Origin of the sequence: Pseudomonas mosselii (assembly GCF_005796105.1) — a bacterium.
Taxonomy (GTDB): domain Bacteria; phylum Pseudomonadota; class Gammaproteobacteria; order Pseudomonadales; family Pseudomonadaceae; genus Aquipseudomonas; species Aquipseudomonas mosselii_C.
In genome coordinates this window covers 31,541-47,294 of record NZ_VAUO01000015.1, presented here as the reverse complement: position 1 = coordinate 47,294, position 15,754 = coordinate 31,541, and the positions used below count along the sequence as shown (strand labels likewise).

At 61.9% G+C, this 15,754-nt stretch carries 11 protein-coding genes and 1 tRNA gene; 9 read left to right on the top strand and 3 right to left on the bottom strand.

Features of this window, described 5'->3' with window-relative positions; genetic code table 11:
- Nucleotides 1-3 precede the first annotated feature (3 nt).
- From FEM01_RS21465 to FEM01_RS21425, 9 genes are all read left to right on the top strand, one after another.
- Nucleotides 4-80: transfer RNA gene (locus FEM01_RS21465), tRNA-Met, on the top strand.
- Nucleotides 81-209: 129 nt separating this feature from the next.
- Nucleotides 210-668: a ribosome maturation factor RimP gene (gene rimP, locus FEM01_RS21460; protein WP_171031009.1), complete on the top strand. Its 459-nt coding sequence runs from the start codon at nucleotides 210-212 to the stop codon at nucleotides 666-668.
- A gap of 59 nt (nucleotides 669-727) precedes the next feature.
- On the top strand, nucleotides 728-2,209 hold the full coding sequence (gene nusA / locus FEM01_RS21455; protein WP_138221467.1) for a transcription termination factor NusA: 1,482 nt from the start codon (nucleotides 728-730) through the stop codon (nucleotides 2,207-2,209).
- 27 nt (nucleotides 2,210-2,236) lie between these two features.
- The gene (gene infB, locus FEM01_RS21450) at nucleotides 2,237-4,777 is read left to right on the top strand and encodes a translation initiation factor IF-2 (RefSeq protein ID WP_138221466.1); all 2,541 of its coding nucleotides are present in this window, start codon (nucleotides 2,237-2,239) and stop codon (nucleotides 4,775-4,777) included.
- A gap of 117 nt (nucleotides 4,778-4,894) precedes the next feature.
- Nucleotides 4,895-5,293: a 30S ribosome-binding factor RbfA gene (gene rbfA, locus FEM01_RS21445; protein WP_138221465.1), complete on the top strand. Its 399-nt coding sequence runs from the start codon at nucleotides 4,895-4,897 to the stop codon at nucleotides 5,291-5,293.
- A gap of 3 nt (nucleotides 5,294-5,296) precedes the next feature.
- Nucleotides 5,297-6,214 (top strand): tRNA pseudouridine(55) synthase TruB, encoded by a 918-nt coding sequence (truB, locus tag FEM01_RS21440; RefSeq protein ID WP_138221464.1) that lies wholly within the window; start codon nucleotides 5,297-5,299, stop codon nucleotides 6,212-6,214.
- A 150-nt stretch (nucleotides 6,215-6,364) separates the two neighbouring features.
- Entirely contained in the window at nucleotides 6,365-6,634 is a 270-nt protein-coding gene (rpsO, locus tag FEM01_RS21435) for a 30S ribosomal protein S15 (protein ID WP_138221463.1), read from the top strand.
- 248 nt (nucleotides 6,635-6,882) lie between these two features.
- A complete protein-coding gene (pnp, locus tag FEM01_RS21430; protein WP_138221462.1) occupies nucleotides 6,883-8,988 on the top strand; it encodes a polyribonucleotide nucleotidyltransferase in 2,106 nt (701 codons plus the stop codon).
- Between the two features lie 345 nt (nucleotides 8,989-9,333).
- Nucleotides 9,334-9,684, top strand: coding sequence for a BON domain-containing protein (locus tag FEM01_RS21425; protein ID WP_138221461.1), 351 nt, complete (start codon nucleotides 9,334-9,336; stop codon nucleotides 9,682-9,684).
- A gap of 192 nt (nucleotides 9,685-9,876) precedes the next feature.
- On the opposite strand, the gene FEM01_RS21420 is transcribed toward FEM01_RS21425, so the two are convergent.
- The 3 genes from FEM01_RS21420 to acs form a co-directional block, all read right to left on the bottom strand.
- Nucleotides 9,877-12,813 carry a DUF748 domain-containing protein gene (locus tag FEM01_RS21420; RefSeq protein ID WP_138221460.1) on the bottom strand — a complete coding sequence of 979 codons (2,937 nt, stop codon included), beginning with the start codon at nucleotides 12,811-12,813 and terminating at the stop codon, nucleotides 9,877-9,879.
- A 79-nt stretch (nucleotides 12,814-12,892) separates the two neighbouring features.
- Nucleotides 12,893-13,762, bottom strand: a complete 870-nt coding sequence (locus FEM01_RS21415; protein WP_138221459.1) for an oxygenase MpaB family protein — start codon at nucleotides 13,760-13,762, stop codon at nucleotides 12,893-12,895.
- A 40-nt stretch (nucleotides 13,763-13,802) separates the two neighbouring features.
- Nucleotides 13,803-15,737 carry an acetate--CoA ligase gene (gene acs, locus FEM01_RS21410; protein WP_138221458.1) on the bottom strand — a complete coding sequence of 645 codons (1,935 nt, stop codon included), beginning with the start codon at nucleotides 15,735-15,737 and terminating at the stop codon, nucleotides 13,803-13,805.
- Between the last annotated feature and the right edge of the window lie 17 nt (nucleotides 15,738-15,754).

The window sequence follows — 15,754 nt, the reverse complement described above, 5'->3', positions numbered from 1 at the left end:
TGTCGCGGGGTGGAGCAGCTTGGTAGCTCGTCGGGCTCATAACCCGAAGGTCGTTGGTTCAAATCCAGCCCCCGCAACCAGCTTCAGCAGAGCCCCTTTTCAGGGGCTTTTTGCTAGCCGACAGTTTTCGGCGCCGTTGTCCAACGGCGCTTTCAGGGATGGGCGCTTGGCCCATTTTTTATTTGCACAGCATGCACGAGGGGGTTCAGGTGTCGAGCAAGCTAGAACAGTTGCAGGCCTTGTTGGCCCCGGTGGTCGAGGGGCTGGGCTATCAGTGCTGGGGGATCGAATACGTTTCCCAGGGCAAACATTCGGTATTGCGCATCTATATCGATAAGGAAGACGGCATTCTGGTGGACGACTGCGAAGCGGTCAGCCGTCAGGCCAGCGCCATCCTGGATGTGGAAGATCCGATCAGCAGTGAATATACCCTCGAGGTGTCCTCTCCAGGCATGGATCGCCCGCTGTTCACTCTGGAACAGTTTGCCTCGCATGCCGGCGAACAAGTGAAGATCAAGCTGCGCACGCCTTTTGAAGGGCGTCGTAACTTCCAGGGCCTTCTCCGTGGTGTGGAGGAGCAGGATGTGGTGGTCCAGGTGGACAACAACGAGTTCCTGCTGCCGATCGATTCGATCGACAAGGCCAATATTATTCCCAGTTTTGACTGAGACGTGCCGGGCCCGGCGGATGTTTCGGGTCCAATGGCTTGCGCAAGGCGAGGCGTACGATGAGCAAAGAAGTACTGCTGGTTGTTGAATCGGTATCCAACGAGAAAGGTGTACCGCCCGGCGTCATTTTCGAAGCGCTGGAAGTGGCACTGGCTACTGCAACCAAGAAACGTTTTGAAGACGAAGTCGACCTGCGTGTGGAAATCAACCGCCACACCGGTAGCTACGAGACCTTCCGTCGCTGGACCGTGGTCGACGAAAACGACCTGGATGATCCGGCGATCGAGACCTGGCTGGCCAAGATCCAGGATACCCACCCGGACGCCAAAATCGGCGACGTGATCGAAGAAAAGATCGAGTCGATCGAATTCGGTCGTATCGCCGCCCAGACCGCCAAGCAGGTCATCGTGCAGAAGGTTCGCGAAGCCGAGCGTGCCCAGGTGGTCGATGCCTACCGTGAACGCGTGGGCGAGATCATCTCCGGCACCGTGAAGAAGGTCACCCGCGACAACGTCATCGTCGACCTGGGCAACAACGCCGAAGCGTTGCTGGCCCGTGAAGACATCATTGCGCGTGAGACTTTCCGTGTCGGCGTGCGCTTGCGTGCGCTGCTCAAGGAAATCCGCACCGAGAACCGCGGTCCGCAGCTGATCCTGTCGCGTACCGCGCCACAGATGCTGATCGAGCTGTTCCGCATCGAAGTGCCGGAAATCGCTGAAGGTCTCATCGAAGTCATGGCCGCTTCCCGTGATCCGGGATCGCGTGCCAAGATCGCCGTCCGCTCCAAGGACAAACGCATTGACCCGCAAGGCGCCTGCATCGGCATGCGGGGGTCGCGTGTCCAGGCCGTATCCGGTGAGCTGGGTGGTGAGCGTGTGGATATCGTCCTGTGGGACGAGAACCCGGCGCAGTTCGTCATCAACGCCATGTCGCCGGCAGAGGTTGCCGCGATTATCGTTGACGAGGACGCCCATGCGATGGACATCGCCGTTGCCGAAGACAATCTGGCCCAGGCGATTGGCCGTGGCGGTCAGAACGTTCGTCTGGCTAGCCAGCTGACGGCCTGGACCTTGAACGTGATGACCGAGAAGGACATCCAGGCCAAGCAACAGGCTGAAACCGGCGACATCCTGCGCAATTTCATCGAAGAACTGGAAGTCGACGAGGAGCTGGCACAAGTGCTGGTCGACGAAGGCTTCACCAGCCTCGAAGAAATTGCCTACGTACCGTTGGAAGAAATGCTCAACATCGATGGCTTTGACGAGGACATCGTCAATGAGCTGCGCGCTCGTGCCAAGGACCGCTTGTTGACCAAGGCCATCGCTACCGAAGAAAAACTGGCAGACGCCCATCCGGCCGAAGACCTGCTCTCTCTCGAGGGCATGGACAAGGACCTGGCGGCGGAACTGGCGGTGCGCGGCGTGGTTAACCGCGAAGACCTGGCCGAGCAGTCGATCGACGATCTGCTCGACATCGACGGCATCGACGAAGAGCGTGCCGGCAAGTTGATCATGGCCGCCCGAGCCCACTGGTTCGAGTAATTAGGCGCGGCCTGAGGAGAGAAGTGCATGACGCAAGTCACGGTGAAAGAACTGGCCCAAGAGGTCGAGGCACCGGTAGAGCGCCTGCTGCAGCAGATGCGTGAGGCAGGTCTGCCGCACACCGACGCCGGTCAGGTAGTGACCGACAATGAGAAGCAGACCCTGCTGACTCATTTGAAGAGCAGCCACAAAAGCAAGGCGGAAGAGCCGCGCAAGATTACCTTGCAGCGCAAGACCACCAGCACGCTGCGTGTCGCCGGTAGCAAAAGCATCAGCGTAGAAGTACGCAAGAAGAAAGTATTCGTGCAGCGCAGCCCGGAAGAGATCCAGGCCGAGCAGAAGCGCGAGCTGGAAGAGCGCCGCGCCACCGAGAACGCCGAGCGCGAGAAGGCTGACGCCGACGCTCGCCAGCGTGCCGAAGAGCAGGCGCGCCGTCAGGCGGCTGAAGCACCGGCCGCTGCGCCTGCGCCGAAGGCCGAGCCTGCGCCTGCCCCTGCCGCTCCGGTAGTCGAGGCTCCGGTGTCCGAAGACGCCGCAGCCCGTGCTGCCGAGCGCAAGAAGGACGAGACCCGCCGCAACGAAAGCCGCAGCCGTGATGATGATCGTCGCGGTGGTGGCCCGGCAGCCGCCGGTCGCGGCGATGCGCCGCGCATGTCGGTCAAGGTCAAGGTCAAGGAGAAGGAAAAGGCTCCGACTCCACGCGCTGCGCCGCGTACCACCGATGAAGAAAGCGACGGTTTCCGTCGTGGCCGCGGTGGCAAGAGCAAAGCCAAGAAGCGCAACCAGCACGGCTTCCAGAACCCGACCGGTCCAGTCATCCGTGACGTGACCATCGGCGAGACCATCACCGTTTCGGACCTGGCACAGCAGATGTCGGTCAAGGGCGCTGAAGTCGTCAAGTTCATGTTCAAGCTGGGCACCCCGGTGACCATCAACCAGGTTCTGGACCAGGAGACCGCTCAGCTGGTCGCCGAGGAACTGGGCCACAAGGTCACCTTGGTCAGCGATACCGCCCTCGAAGATTCGCTGGCCGAATCGCTGAAGTTCGAAGGCGTGAGCGAATCCCGTGCGCCGGTCGTGACCGTCATGGGTCACGTTGACCACGGTAAGACTTCGCTGCTCGACTACATCCGTCGTGCCAAGGTTGCCGCAGGCGAAGCCGGTGGTATTACCCAGCACATCGGTGCCTACCACGTGGAAACCGACCGCGGCATGGTCACCTTCCTCGACACCCCTGGTCACGCTGCGTTCACCCAGATGCGTGCCCGTGGTGCCAAGGCGACCGACATCGTCATCCTGGTGGTGGCGGCGGACGACGGCGTGATGCCGCAGACCCGCGAAGCCGTTCAGCACGCCAAGGCTGCCGGCGTACCGCTGGTGGTCGCGGTGAACAAGATCGACAAGCCGGGTGCCGACCTCGATCGTATCCGCAACGAACTGTCCGTCGAAGGCGTGACCTCCGAGGACTGGGGTGGTGACACTCCGTTCGTCAAGGTTTCGGCGAAGATGGGTACCGGTGTCGACGAGCTGCTCGAAGCGGTCCTGCTGCAAGCCGAGATCCTTGAACTCAAGGCCACTCCAACCGCGCCTGGCCGTGGTGTCGTGGTCGAGTCGCGCCTGGACAAGGGCCGCGGCCCGGTTGCCACCATCCTGGTTCAGGACGGCACCCTGCGTCAGGGCGACATGGTCCTGGTCGGCTCCAACTATGGCCGCGTGCGCGCCATGCTCGACGAGAACGGCAAGCCTGTGAAGGAAGCTGGCCCGTCGATCCCGGTCGAGATCCTCGGCCTGGATGGCACCCCGGACGCCGGTGACGAGCTGTCGGTAGTGGCTGACGAGAAGAAGGCCCGTGAAGTGGCCCTGTTCCGTCAAGGCAAGTACCGCGAGGTCAAGCTGGCCCGTGCTCACGCTGGCAAGCTGGAAAACATCTTCGAGACCATGGGTCAGGAAGAGAAGAAGACCCTCAACATCGTCCTCAAGACCGATGTGCGTGGTTCGCTCGAAGCGCTGCAGGGCTCGCTCGGTAGCCTGGGCAACGACGAAGTTCAGGTACGCGTGATCGGTGGCGGCGTCGGTGGTATCACCGAAAGCGACGCCAACCTGGCACTGGCCTCGAACGCGGTGCTGTTCGGCTTCAACGTGCGTGCCGATGCCGGTGCGCGCAAGATCGTCGAGCAGGAAGGTCTGGATATGCGTTACTACAACGTGATCTACGACATCATCGAAGACGTCAAGAAGGCCCTGACCGGCATGCTCGGCAGCGATGTTCGCGAGAACATCCTGGGTGTGGCCGAAGTGCGTGACGTGTTCCGCTCGCCGAAGTTCGGTGCCATCGCTGGCTGTATGGTCATCGAGGGTACCGTGTACCGCAACCGTCCGATCCGCGTACTGCGCGAGGACGTGGTGATCTTCGAAGGCGAACTCGAATCGCTGCGTCGCTTCAAGGACGACGCCTCCGAAGTGCGTAACGGCATGGAGTGCGGTATTGGCGTCAAGAGCTACAACGACGTCAAGGTCGGCGACAAGATCGAAGTCTTCGAGAAAGTCCAGGTGGCTCGTACCCTGTAAGGGTGAGCCCGTTGCCAGCCCCCGTAGTAGGGCGGTTGGCAGCGCCTCTGTAGGTAGCGCCCGGTCAGGCCCACAGCTTGACCGGGCGTTTGCCGCTTTAAGTTACAGGTAGCAAGAATGGCAAAAGAATATAGCCGTACCCAACGCATCGGCGATCAGATGCAGCGTGAGCTGTCCGAGCTGATCCGCCGTGAAGTCAAAGACCCGCGTGTCGGCTTGGTGACCATCACCGCCGTAGACGTCAGCCGTGACCTGGGCCACGCCAAGGTGTTCATCACCGTGATGGGCCAGGAAGCTGCCGACGCGGTGCCGCAAACCCTCAAGGCCCTGACCAGCGCCGCCAGTTTCCTGCGCCTGCACCTGGGCCGGGTGATGCAGCTGCGCAGCGTGCCACAACTGCATTTCCACTTCGACGAGAGCGTTAGCCGTGGTGCCCACCTGTCGGCACTGATCGAGCGTGCAGTCGCCGAAGACCGTCTGCACAAGGATGCCGACAAGCCGGACGCCGAGGAGTAAGCGGTGGCCCAGGTCAAACGTATTCGCCGCAACGTCAGCGGCATCATCCTGCTCGACAAGCCGCTGGGCTTCACCTCCAACGCTGCGCTGCAGAAAGTGCGCTGGCTGCTCAACGCGGAAAAGGCCGGCCACACCGGCAGCCTCGATCCGTTGGCCACCGGCGTGCTACCGCTGTGCTTCGGTGAGGCGACCAAGTTCTCGCAGTACTTGCTCGATTCCGACAAGGGCTACGAGACGGTCATGCAGCTTGGCCAGACCACCAGTACCGCAGATGCTGAAGGTGAAGTGCTGCAGACCCGCGAGGTGACCGTTGGTCGCGCCGACATCGAGGCGGTGATTCCGCGTTTTCGCGGTGAAATCCTCCAGGTCCCGCCGATGTACTCGGCCCTCAAGCGCGATGGCCAGCCGCTGTACAAGCTGGCACGTGCAGGAGAGGTAGTGGAGCGCGAGGCGCGTTCTGTTACTATTGGACGCTTGGAACTGCTGGAGTGCGAAGGCACCCGTGCACGCCTGTCGGTAGGTTGCAGCAAAGGCACCTATATCCGCACCCTGGTGGAGGATATCGGTGAGGCGTTGGGTTGTGGTGCCTACGTCGCCGAATTGCGCCGGACCCAGGCAGGCCCCTTCGCGCTGGCACAGACCGTCACGCTCGAAGCGTTGGAGCAAGCCCACGCCGAAGGTGGCAACGAAGCGCTCGATCGCTTCCTGCTGCCCTCTGACAGCGGGTTGCAGGACTGGCCACTGGTGGTATTGTCCGAGCACAGCGCGTTCTACTGGCTGCACGGCCAGGCCGTACGTGCGCCGGATGCGCCGCAGTTCGGCATGGTCCGGGTACAGGATCACAATGCTCGCTTCATCGGTATCGGTGAAGTGAGCGAAGACGGGCGCATTGCGCCACGTCGACTGATTCGGTCGGAATGACCGAAACCGCAGGGCGAGGTCAACGCTTTGCCGTGCGGAATCGAGGATGGCTGTCAGTAGGCACGGTCATTTCTCTTTTTATTAATACAGGGATTCAGTCCCTGGCCTATTGGACCCCGCTCGCGGGATCCGTTTATCAGGAGAAGCCTCATGGCCCTCAGCGTCGAAGAAAAAGCCCAGATCGTTGCAGACTATCAGCAAGCCCAAGGCGACACCGGCAGCCCGGAAGTTCAGGTTGCCCTGCTGACCTTCAACATCAACAAGCTGCAAGGCCACTTCAAGGCCAACGAAAAAGACCACCACTCCCGTCGTGGTCTGATCCGTATGGTCAACCAGCGTCGTAAGCTGCTGGATTACCTGAAGGGCAAAGACGCCACTCGTTACAGCGCCCTGATCGGTCGCCTGGGCCTGCGTCGCTAATAGCGGCTTGGCCAGTGGTGTTGCATGGCGTGTCGCAATCTTCGGGAGTGTTGCCTGGCAACGCTGCCGTTGGACACGCCACGCGATCTGCGAGGTTGGCAGCCTGGTTAGCCGTGCGGTTCATCCGCTCGGCGCCAGGCTCCCAGCCTCGTGTTGTATCTGGACGGTCAATGGAGCCGATACTCCGTTCTGCCCAAGAATTCGCAAGAACCAGTTCCCCCAAGAGCCACTGAAAAAGGTAGGAAACCGTGAACCCGGTAATCAAGACTTTCCAGTTCGGTCAATCGACCGTTACTCTCGAAACGGGCCGCATTGCCCGTCAGGCGACCGGCGCAGTGCTGGTCACCGTCGATAACGACGTCACCGTGCTGGTGACCGTGGTCGGTGCCAAGCAAGCCGATCCGGGCAAGGGCTTCTTCCCGCTGTCCGTGCACTACCAGGAAAAGACCTACGCTGCCGGCAAGATCCCTGGCGGCTTCTTCAAGCGTGAAGGCCGTCCTTCGGAAAAAGAGACCCTGACCTCGCGCCTGATCGACCGTCCGATCCGTCCGCTGTTCCCTGAAGGCTTCATGAACGAAGTGCAGGTCGTCTGCACCGTCGTTTCCACCAGCAAGAAGACCGATCCGGACATCGCTGCGATGATCGGTACCTCGGCGGCCCTGGCGATCTCCGGCATTCCTTTCGAAGGCCCGATCGGCGCTGCCCGCGTTGCCTTCCACGAAAGCACTGGCTACCTGCTGAACCCAACCTACGAGCAACTGCAGGCGTCGAGCCTGGACATGGTCGTTGCCGGTACCGAGTCGGCTGTATTGATGGTTGAATCGGAAGCCCAAGAGCTGACCGAAGACCAGATGCTGGGCGCCGTACTGTTCGCCCACGACGAGTTCCAGGCCGTGATCAAGGCGGTCAAGGAACTGGCTGCCGAAGCCGCCAAGCCGGTCTGGGACTGGAAACCGGCCGTTGCCAACACCGAGCTGTTCAACGCCATCCGCGCGGAGTTCGGCGAGGCTGTTTCCCAGGGCTACACCATCACCGTCAAGGCCGACCGCTATGCGCGCCTGGGCGAGCTGCGCGACCAGGCGGTCGCCAAGTTCTCCGGTGAGGAAGGCCAGCCTTCGGCTGCCGAAGTCAAAGAAATCTTCGGCGAAATCGAATACCGCACCGTTCGCGAAAACATCGTCAACGGCAAGCCGCGTATCGACGGCCGTGACACCAAGACCGTGCGTCCGCTGAACATCGAAGTCGGTGTGCTGCCGAAAACCCACGGTTCGGCCCTGTTCACCCGTGGCGAAACACAGGCGCTGGTGGTGGCTACCCTCGGTACCGCACGTGACGCACAGCTGCTCGACACCCTGGAAGGCGAGAAGAAAGATCCGTTCATGCTGCACTACAACTTCCCGCCGTTCTCGGTGGGCGAGTGTGGTCGCATGGGTGGCGCCGGTCGTCGTGAAATCGGCCACGGCCGTCTGGCCCGTCGTTCGGTCCAGGCCATGCTGCCTGCCGCCGACGTGTTCCCGTACACCATCCGCGTGGTTTCGGAAATCACCGAATCCAACGGTTCCAGCTCCATGGCCTCGGTCTGCGGTGCCTCGCTGGCCCTGATGGACGCGGGCGTACCGATGAAGGCGCCGGTTGCCGGTATCGCCATGGGTCTGGTCAAGGAAGGTGACAAGTTCGCCGTTCTGACCGACATCCTGGGTGATGAAGACCACCTGGGCGACATGGACTTCAAGGTAGCCGGTACCGCCAAGGGTGTCACCGCGCTGCAGATGGACATCAAGATCAACGGCATCACCGAAGAGATCATGGAAATCGCCCTGGGCCAGGCCCTGGAAGCGCGCCTGAACATCCTCGGTCAGATGAACCAGATCATCGGCCAGTCGCGTACCGAGCTGTCGGCCAACGCTCCAACTATGATCGCGATGAAGATCGACACCGACAAGATTCGTGACGTGATCGGCAAAGGCGGCGCTACCATCCGTGCCATCTGCGAAGAAACCAAGGCTTCGATCGACATCGAAGACGACGGTTCGATCAAGATCTTCGGCGAAACCAAAGAAGCGGCGGACGCGGCCAAGCAGCGCATCCTGGGCATCACCGCCGAGGCTGAGATCGGCAAGATCTACGTCGGCAAGGTCGAACGCATCGTCGACTTCGGCGCCTTCGTCAACATCCTGCCGGGCAAGGACGGTCTGGTGCACATCTCCATGCTGAGCGATGCTCGCGTCGAGAAAGTCACCGACGTGCTGAAGGAAGGCCAAGAAGTCGAAGTGCTGGTACTGGACGTGGACAACCGCGGCCGTATCAAGCTGTCGATCAAGGACGTTGCCGCTGCCAAGGCATCGGGCGTCTAAGCCTCCAAAGGCTGCAAAGCAGGACCCTGCGGGGTAATGCGAGTCAGTTAAGCCAATGGGGCCGCTTTGCGGCCCCAACTAATGCAACAAAGGCTTAGCTGACGGGCATTACCCTACGGGGTCCTTTTTTATGCCTGTGTTTTTATCTGGCGGACTTGCATCCTGCACGCAGGAAATTGCCAAGGCTTGCAAAATGCACGATTCGCGCGTGTTCGATTTTAGCGTAAGTCATTGTTTTTAAAGGATTTAAGCGAAGCGGAAAAGCTGGCACAGGCCGTGCAACATCCCTGTTATCTGACGCCATCTACTTTGGCGCAGACCTTTCGAACAACAGGAGTGACTCACATGAAGAAGTTCGCCATTGCTGCCGCTACTGCTACCGCTCTGACCCTGACCATGGCTAACGCGGCATTCGCCCAGCAGTCTACCCAGGCCCCGATGCAACTGGCGGCCGGTGAGGTGACCAAGGCCAAGGAAGCCACCTCGGATACTTGGATCACCACCAAGGTCAAAGCTGATTTGTTGACCGAGAAGGGTATCCCAGGCAGCGACATCAAGGTTGAAACCAACAAAGGTGTGGTGTCCCTCTCCTCTGATGTAGCTGTCACCGATGCACAGAAAGAGATGGCTGTGGCCATCACCAAGAAGATCAAGGGCGTGCAGGCCGTTTCGGCTGATGGCCTGAAGTCCGAATAAGGAATTTCCCGTCGGCCAAAAGGACTTGGCCACCTATTTAGGGCTGCTACGCAGCCCATCGCGACACAAGGCCGCTCCTACACCGACCGCTTAAGCCAATTGCGGACTTTGTAGGAGCGGCCTTGTGCCGTTATGGGGTGGGCAACGGCTCGCTTGACCACTTATCGCCGGGCGTTCCCCGGCGAAAAGTGGTTATTCTGCGTCCAGGTGCAGCGGTGTGACGACCCGGCCATCACGCTCGGGCTGGCCGAGTGCGGCGTCGATGAAGTACACCCGGTCGTCTTCCAGCTGGCACTTGTCGACCAGGTAGTCCTTGATGCTGCTGGCCCGTTCCTGACCAAGGTTGCGTAGCAGAGGAGCACTCTCTGCCCAGGACTTGATGACGGCCTCGCGCAGCTTGGCGCTGCGCTCGTCACGCCCGAGGTTTTCCCATTGGGGTGGCGGCTGCTGTTTCAGGCGGCTGCGGTAGATGCCTTCGAGCATGGCCGGTTTGTCACTGTCTTCGACCACCAGCAGCGAAGGGTTGGCCGGCACTTTGTCGCCACGGCGCTGCAGAATCTTGTACCAGGTGGCCTGGTATTCACGCTCCAGGCGTTGCTCGGCGATCAGTGGGCCGTCACTGGCCTGGGCCGCAGTGCCTTCGATTTCCAGGCGCAGTTGTGGACGCTCCTTTAGCGCAGAAGCCAGTTTGTCCAGGGCGGCCTGGGCATCCGGAGCCAGGTCACTGGAGCCTGGGGCGAACGAGACGGTGCCGAGGTCCTCGGCGCCACCACCGGATACCAGCCCACCGATGAACTTGAACGGCGCCTGCGCCGCGCGCAGCACCAGGTTGCGCAGGGTTTGCCAGACGATTGGCATGACGCTGAATTGCGGGTTGTTCAGGTCGCCGGAAATCGGCAGCTCTATCGAGATCTTGCCCTCGGTATCCTTGAGCAGAGCAATTGCCAGGCGAATCGGCAGGTCCACGGCATCCGGGCTGTCGACCTTTTCACCCAATTGCAACTGCTCGACTACCACCTTGTTCTGTGCCTTGAGCTGGCCGTTGGTGATCAGGTAGTGCAGGTCGAGGTTCAGCCGCCCCTTGCGAATGCGGAAACCCGCGAACTTACCGGAGTAGGGGGTCAGCGTGGTCAGCTCGACGCGCTTGAAGCTGGTGGCGATATCGAGGCTGGCCAGCGGATTGAACGGGTTCAGTGCACCTTTGATGGTGACCGGTGCATAGCGGTCCACCTTGCCCTTCACATCGACTTTGGCCGGCAGCGGCTTGCGGTTGTCGATGGTGCCGATCTGGCCATTGAGCTGCTGCACGGCGGTGGCGAAGTTCGGGGTCAGGGTCAGGTCGGCGAAGTTGGCCGAACCGTCCTTGATGTCGATCTGCCCGATGTGAATACCCAGCGGCCTGTCCGCGCGCGTGCTCGCCGCAGGCTTGGATTGGGCGGCAGACGCTCCGGCGGGTTGTGGGATCAGCAGGTCATCGACGTTGGTGGTACGGTCTTCGTTGATGATGAAGCGGGCGTAGGGCTGCGACAGGGTAACTTTGTCGATCGACAGCGCGTCGCCATGCACGTACGACAAGCCATCGACGTTGACCTGTTGCCATTTGACAAAGTCGCGGTTCTTGATGGTGTCCAGCGTGTGCAGCTGATTGACCTGGGCCTTGCCGGTAATGGCGAAGGCCAGTGGGGCGGTGTTCTTCAGGTCTACCTTGAGGTCGCTGGAGAGCATGCCGCTGCGAAGCTCCAGGCGGATGAACGGGCTGATGTAGGCCTGGGCTACGCGTAGGTCGATGTCACGCGTGGCAACGTCGAGCTTGGCGGTCACCGGGGCCAGGTTGACTTCGCCTGCCGCTTGCAGCTTGCCTTGCCTGCCCACACCGGTATCGAGCTTGAGCTTGAAGGGTGACTGGTTGAGGCTGTCGAAATTCTGCAGGTCCAGGTTGAGTGGGCCGACATCCAGTGCCACGGGCTCTTTCTGGCTACGGTCGGCCAGATGGATCAGGTAGTTGCGCGCCTGCACGTCCTTGAGCAGCACCTGCCAGGGTTTGCTCGGCTGCTTGGCGGCTTTTTCCTTGTCGGTTGGTTCGGCGGCGGCGGGCTCGGCCTTTTCCTTCGGCGTGGCCTTGGCCGGTTGGCTGGCGAAGAGCTTCTGCCAATCGAGTTGGCCGTCTTTTTCAAGGGCTGCCCAGGTTTCCAGTTTTTCGCTGCGTACCTTGCCGACGGTCACTAGCTGCTTGGCCAGGTCGATGGAGGTTTCGCTGACATCCAGGCTGGCTAGGCGTGCCAACGGGCGCCCGTCGGGGGCATTGATGGCAAACGGCGCGACGCGCAGCGATACGTTGTCGAGCAACAGCTCGGTTTCTTTGGCGAGGTTGATCTTGTAGTGGCTGTCGAGGCTGAGCATGCCGTCGTCGAGCACCAGCGGCACGGCATCGCGCACATAGGGCCAGAACAGTTTCATCTTGCCATCGGTGATCTTCAGTGTGCCTTCGGAGGCGATCGGCGCCAGACTCAGGGTGCCGGCCCAATCGATGCGCCCGCCATTCGGGCCATTGGCCACCAGGGTCATGTCGGCGTTGTCGTCGGGCAGGGTGCTGAGGTTCTTCAGCTCCAGGTTCAGCGAGTCGTAGAGGAATTCGATGGGCTCGCTCGGGCGCAGGTCTTCGAAGTGCAGGTAGCCTTCGCTGAGCTTGATGCTGCCGATGCGCAGCGGGAAAGGGTCGCTGGGCGGCTCGTCGGCCTTGGGTTCGCTGGCGGGCAGCTTGAACAACTGGGTCAGGTTGAGGCTACCGTCCTTGGCGAACAGCAGCTCGGTACGCGGCTTGTCCAGCTCCACCGCGTCCAGGTGCAAGGCTTTGGTCCACAGGCTGTCCAGGGACAGGTTGGCGTACAGGCGTTCGAAGCCCACCTGTTCCTTGCCCGGCTCGCCGATCTGCAAGCCCCAGAGCGTCAGCTCCAGGCTGAATGGGTTGAGTTCGATGCGTTGCAGGTGGGCAGGGACTGTGGCGTACTGCGCAAGCTGATGGTTGGCGATGCGCAAGGCGATGCCGGGAAGAATGAGGAAGCCGAGCAGGCTGTACAGGGCCACGAGGGCTAGCAGTGCGCCAACGGCGCGGGTCAATCCTTTGGGCATGTGTCGCATCGTCTGTATCAGGCTGGTGAGCTTGGAGTATGGCACGTTAAACGGGTTCCGCTGAGGCCACCAAAATACCTTATTCAAGGCCCATGCGGCGTCTGGCGCGATGCGCCGAGCCATCACGCATGGCCCAGCGCAGCAACTGGGCCGTCTGGGCCAGGCCCAGGCGTACCATGCGCCGCTGCAACGGTGTCTGCGTCAGGCCGAGCATCTGTGCGGCCCAGTCCGGCAGCAGGTCGACCCCGGCCTTGAGCATCAGTTTGCCCACTGGCTGCGCCATGCGGCTGGGTGCCGGCGCTTGCAGCAGGATGTCGATCACCTCGAGGCTACGCGCATCGCATTGCAGTTGTGGGCGCATACGCTGCAGATACGCCTCGACTTCAGCGCAGGAGCGCGGCACGTCGCGCGCGCCCAGGCGTTCGGCGATCAGGGCGATTTCGTTGTAGTAAGCGTCCTGCCTGGCGCGCGGCAAGGCGGGGTTGCGATAACGCAGGTGGGCGGCGAGAAAACTGCTGACTTCTGCCACATGCACCCAGGTCAGCAGATCGGGGTCGCTGGCCGCGTACGCGCGCCCATCGGGGGCGATGCCGACTACTTGCAGGTGAATGCTGCGCACCTTGTCGATCAGCCATTCGGCGTCGCGGGTCGAGCCGAAGGTCGTACCGGAGATGAACTGGCTGGTGCGGCGCAGGCGCCCGAGCAAGTCCTGGCGGAAATTCGAATGATCCCACACGCCCGCCAGCGCCAACGGATGCAGCAGTTGCAGCATCAACGCGCTGATGCCGCCGACCAGCATGCTGGGAAAGTCGCCGTGCACCTGCCAGCTGATGCTCTGCGGGCCAAACAGGCCTGGGTCGCCTTTGGGCGACTCCAGATCGAGCTGGCCGAGGGCCAGGCCGGTAAGGCTCATGACCTGGGTTTCGATGCGACGGCGTAGAGCTTCCATGGCGGCCTTGCGCTGAGGCGGCCGCCGAGGGGGCCGCAGGTTAGGTGTTGAGGCGCTTGTCGATCAGGTCCTGGACAACGCTGGGGTCAGCGAGGGTCGAGGTATCTCCCAGGTTGTCCAGTTCGTTGCAGGCGATCTTGCGCAGTATACGCCGCATGATCTTGCCCGAGCGGGTCTTGGGCAAGGCCGGCGCCCATTGAATCAACTCCGGCTTGGCGAAGCTGCCGATCTCCTTGCTCACCAGCGCCAGCAGCTCGGCCTTTAGCGCATCGTCCGGGGTTACGCCGTGCATCGGGGTGACGAACGCATACACGCCCTGGCCCTTGAGATCGTGGGGGTAACCGACCACGGCTGCTTCGGCGATGCGCGCGTGCAGCACCAGCGCGCTTTCTACCTCGGCGGTACCGATGCGGTGCCCGGAGACGTTGATCACATCATCGATGCGCCCGGTGATCCAATAGTCGCCGTCGGCATCGCGGCGCGCGCCGTCGCCGGTGAAGTAGTAGCCGGGCAGGGGTTTGAAATAGGTGTCGACCATGCGCTGGTGATCGCCATAGACGCTGCGGATCTGCCCCGGCCAACTGGCTTTGATCGCCAGCAGTCCGGTGCCTGGCCCTTCGATGAGCTTGCCTTGATCGTCCAGCAGCACCGGTTGCACGCCGAACATCGGCTGCGTGGCGCAACCGGGCTTGAGGCGTGGCGTGCCGGGCAGCGGGGTGAGCATGATGCCGCCGGTTTCAGTCTGCCACCAGGTATCGACGATGGGGCAGCGCTGCTGCCCGACGGCCTCGAAATACCATTCCCAGGCTTCCGGGTTGATCGGCTCACCGACGCTGCCCAACAGGCGCAGGCTAGCCCGCGAGGTGCTTTGCAGTGGCGCTGCGCCTTCACGCATCAAGGCGCGCAAGGCCGTCGGCGCGGTATAGAAGATGTTCACCTGATGCTTGTCCACCACCTGCCAGAAGCGCGAGGTATCAGGGTAGTTGGGCACACCCTCGAACATCAGCGAGGTCGCACCGTTGGCCAACGGGCCGTAGACGATATAGCTGTGGCCGGTGACCCAGCCCACGTCAGCGGTGCACCAGAACACCTCGCCGTCGCGGTAGTCGAACACTACCTTGAACGTCATCGTGGCGTGCAGTAGGTAGCCGCCGGTGGTGTGCAGCACACCCTTGGGCTTGCCGGTGCTGCCGGAGGTATAAAGGATGAACAGCGGGTCTTCGGCTTCCATGGCTTCGGGCGGGCAGTCCTCGTCGGCCTGTTGCGTGGCCTCGTGGTACCAAAGGTCGCGGCCCTCGCTCCAGGCGATGTCGCCACCGGTGCGCTTGACGACCAGTACGCTGCTGACCGCCGGGCAACTGGCCAGGGCCTTGTCGACATTGTGCTTGAGTGGCACGCGCTTTCCGCCGCGCACGCCTTCGTCTGCGGTAATCACGGTATGGCAGTCGGCGTCGAGGATACGGTCACGCAGCGCGTCGGGGGAAAAACCGCCGAACACCACCGAATGGAGGGCGCCGATGCGCGTGCAGGCGAGCATGGCGTAAGCGGCTTCGGGGATCATCGGCATGTAGATGCACACCCGGTCGCCTTTTTTCACGCCACGCGCCTTGAGCGCGTTGGCCAGGCGGCATACCTGGCGGTGCAGCTCGCGGTAGCTGATGGCCTTGCTGTCGCCCGGCGCATCGCCTTCCCAGAGCAAGGCGGTTTGCTCGCCGCGCAGGGCGAGGTGGCGGTCGATGCAGTTGTAGCTGACGTTGAGCTGACCACCGTCGAACCAGCGTGCCTTGCCCGTATTCAGGTCGCATTGCTGCACGCTCGACCAGGGTTTGATCCAGTCCAGGCGTTTGGCCTGCTCGGCCCAGAATGTGTCGGGATCGTCGATGGACTGGCGATAGAGGCGTTGGTAGTCGGCGTCGGTCAGTTCGGCGGCCTGGCAGGTGGCCAGGGCTTGCGGGTAGTTGCGGATATCGAACATGGCGGGTGGTCCTGCTC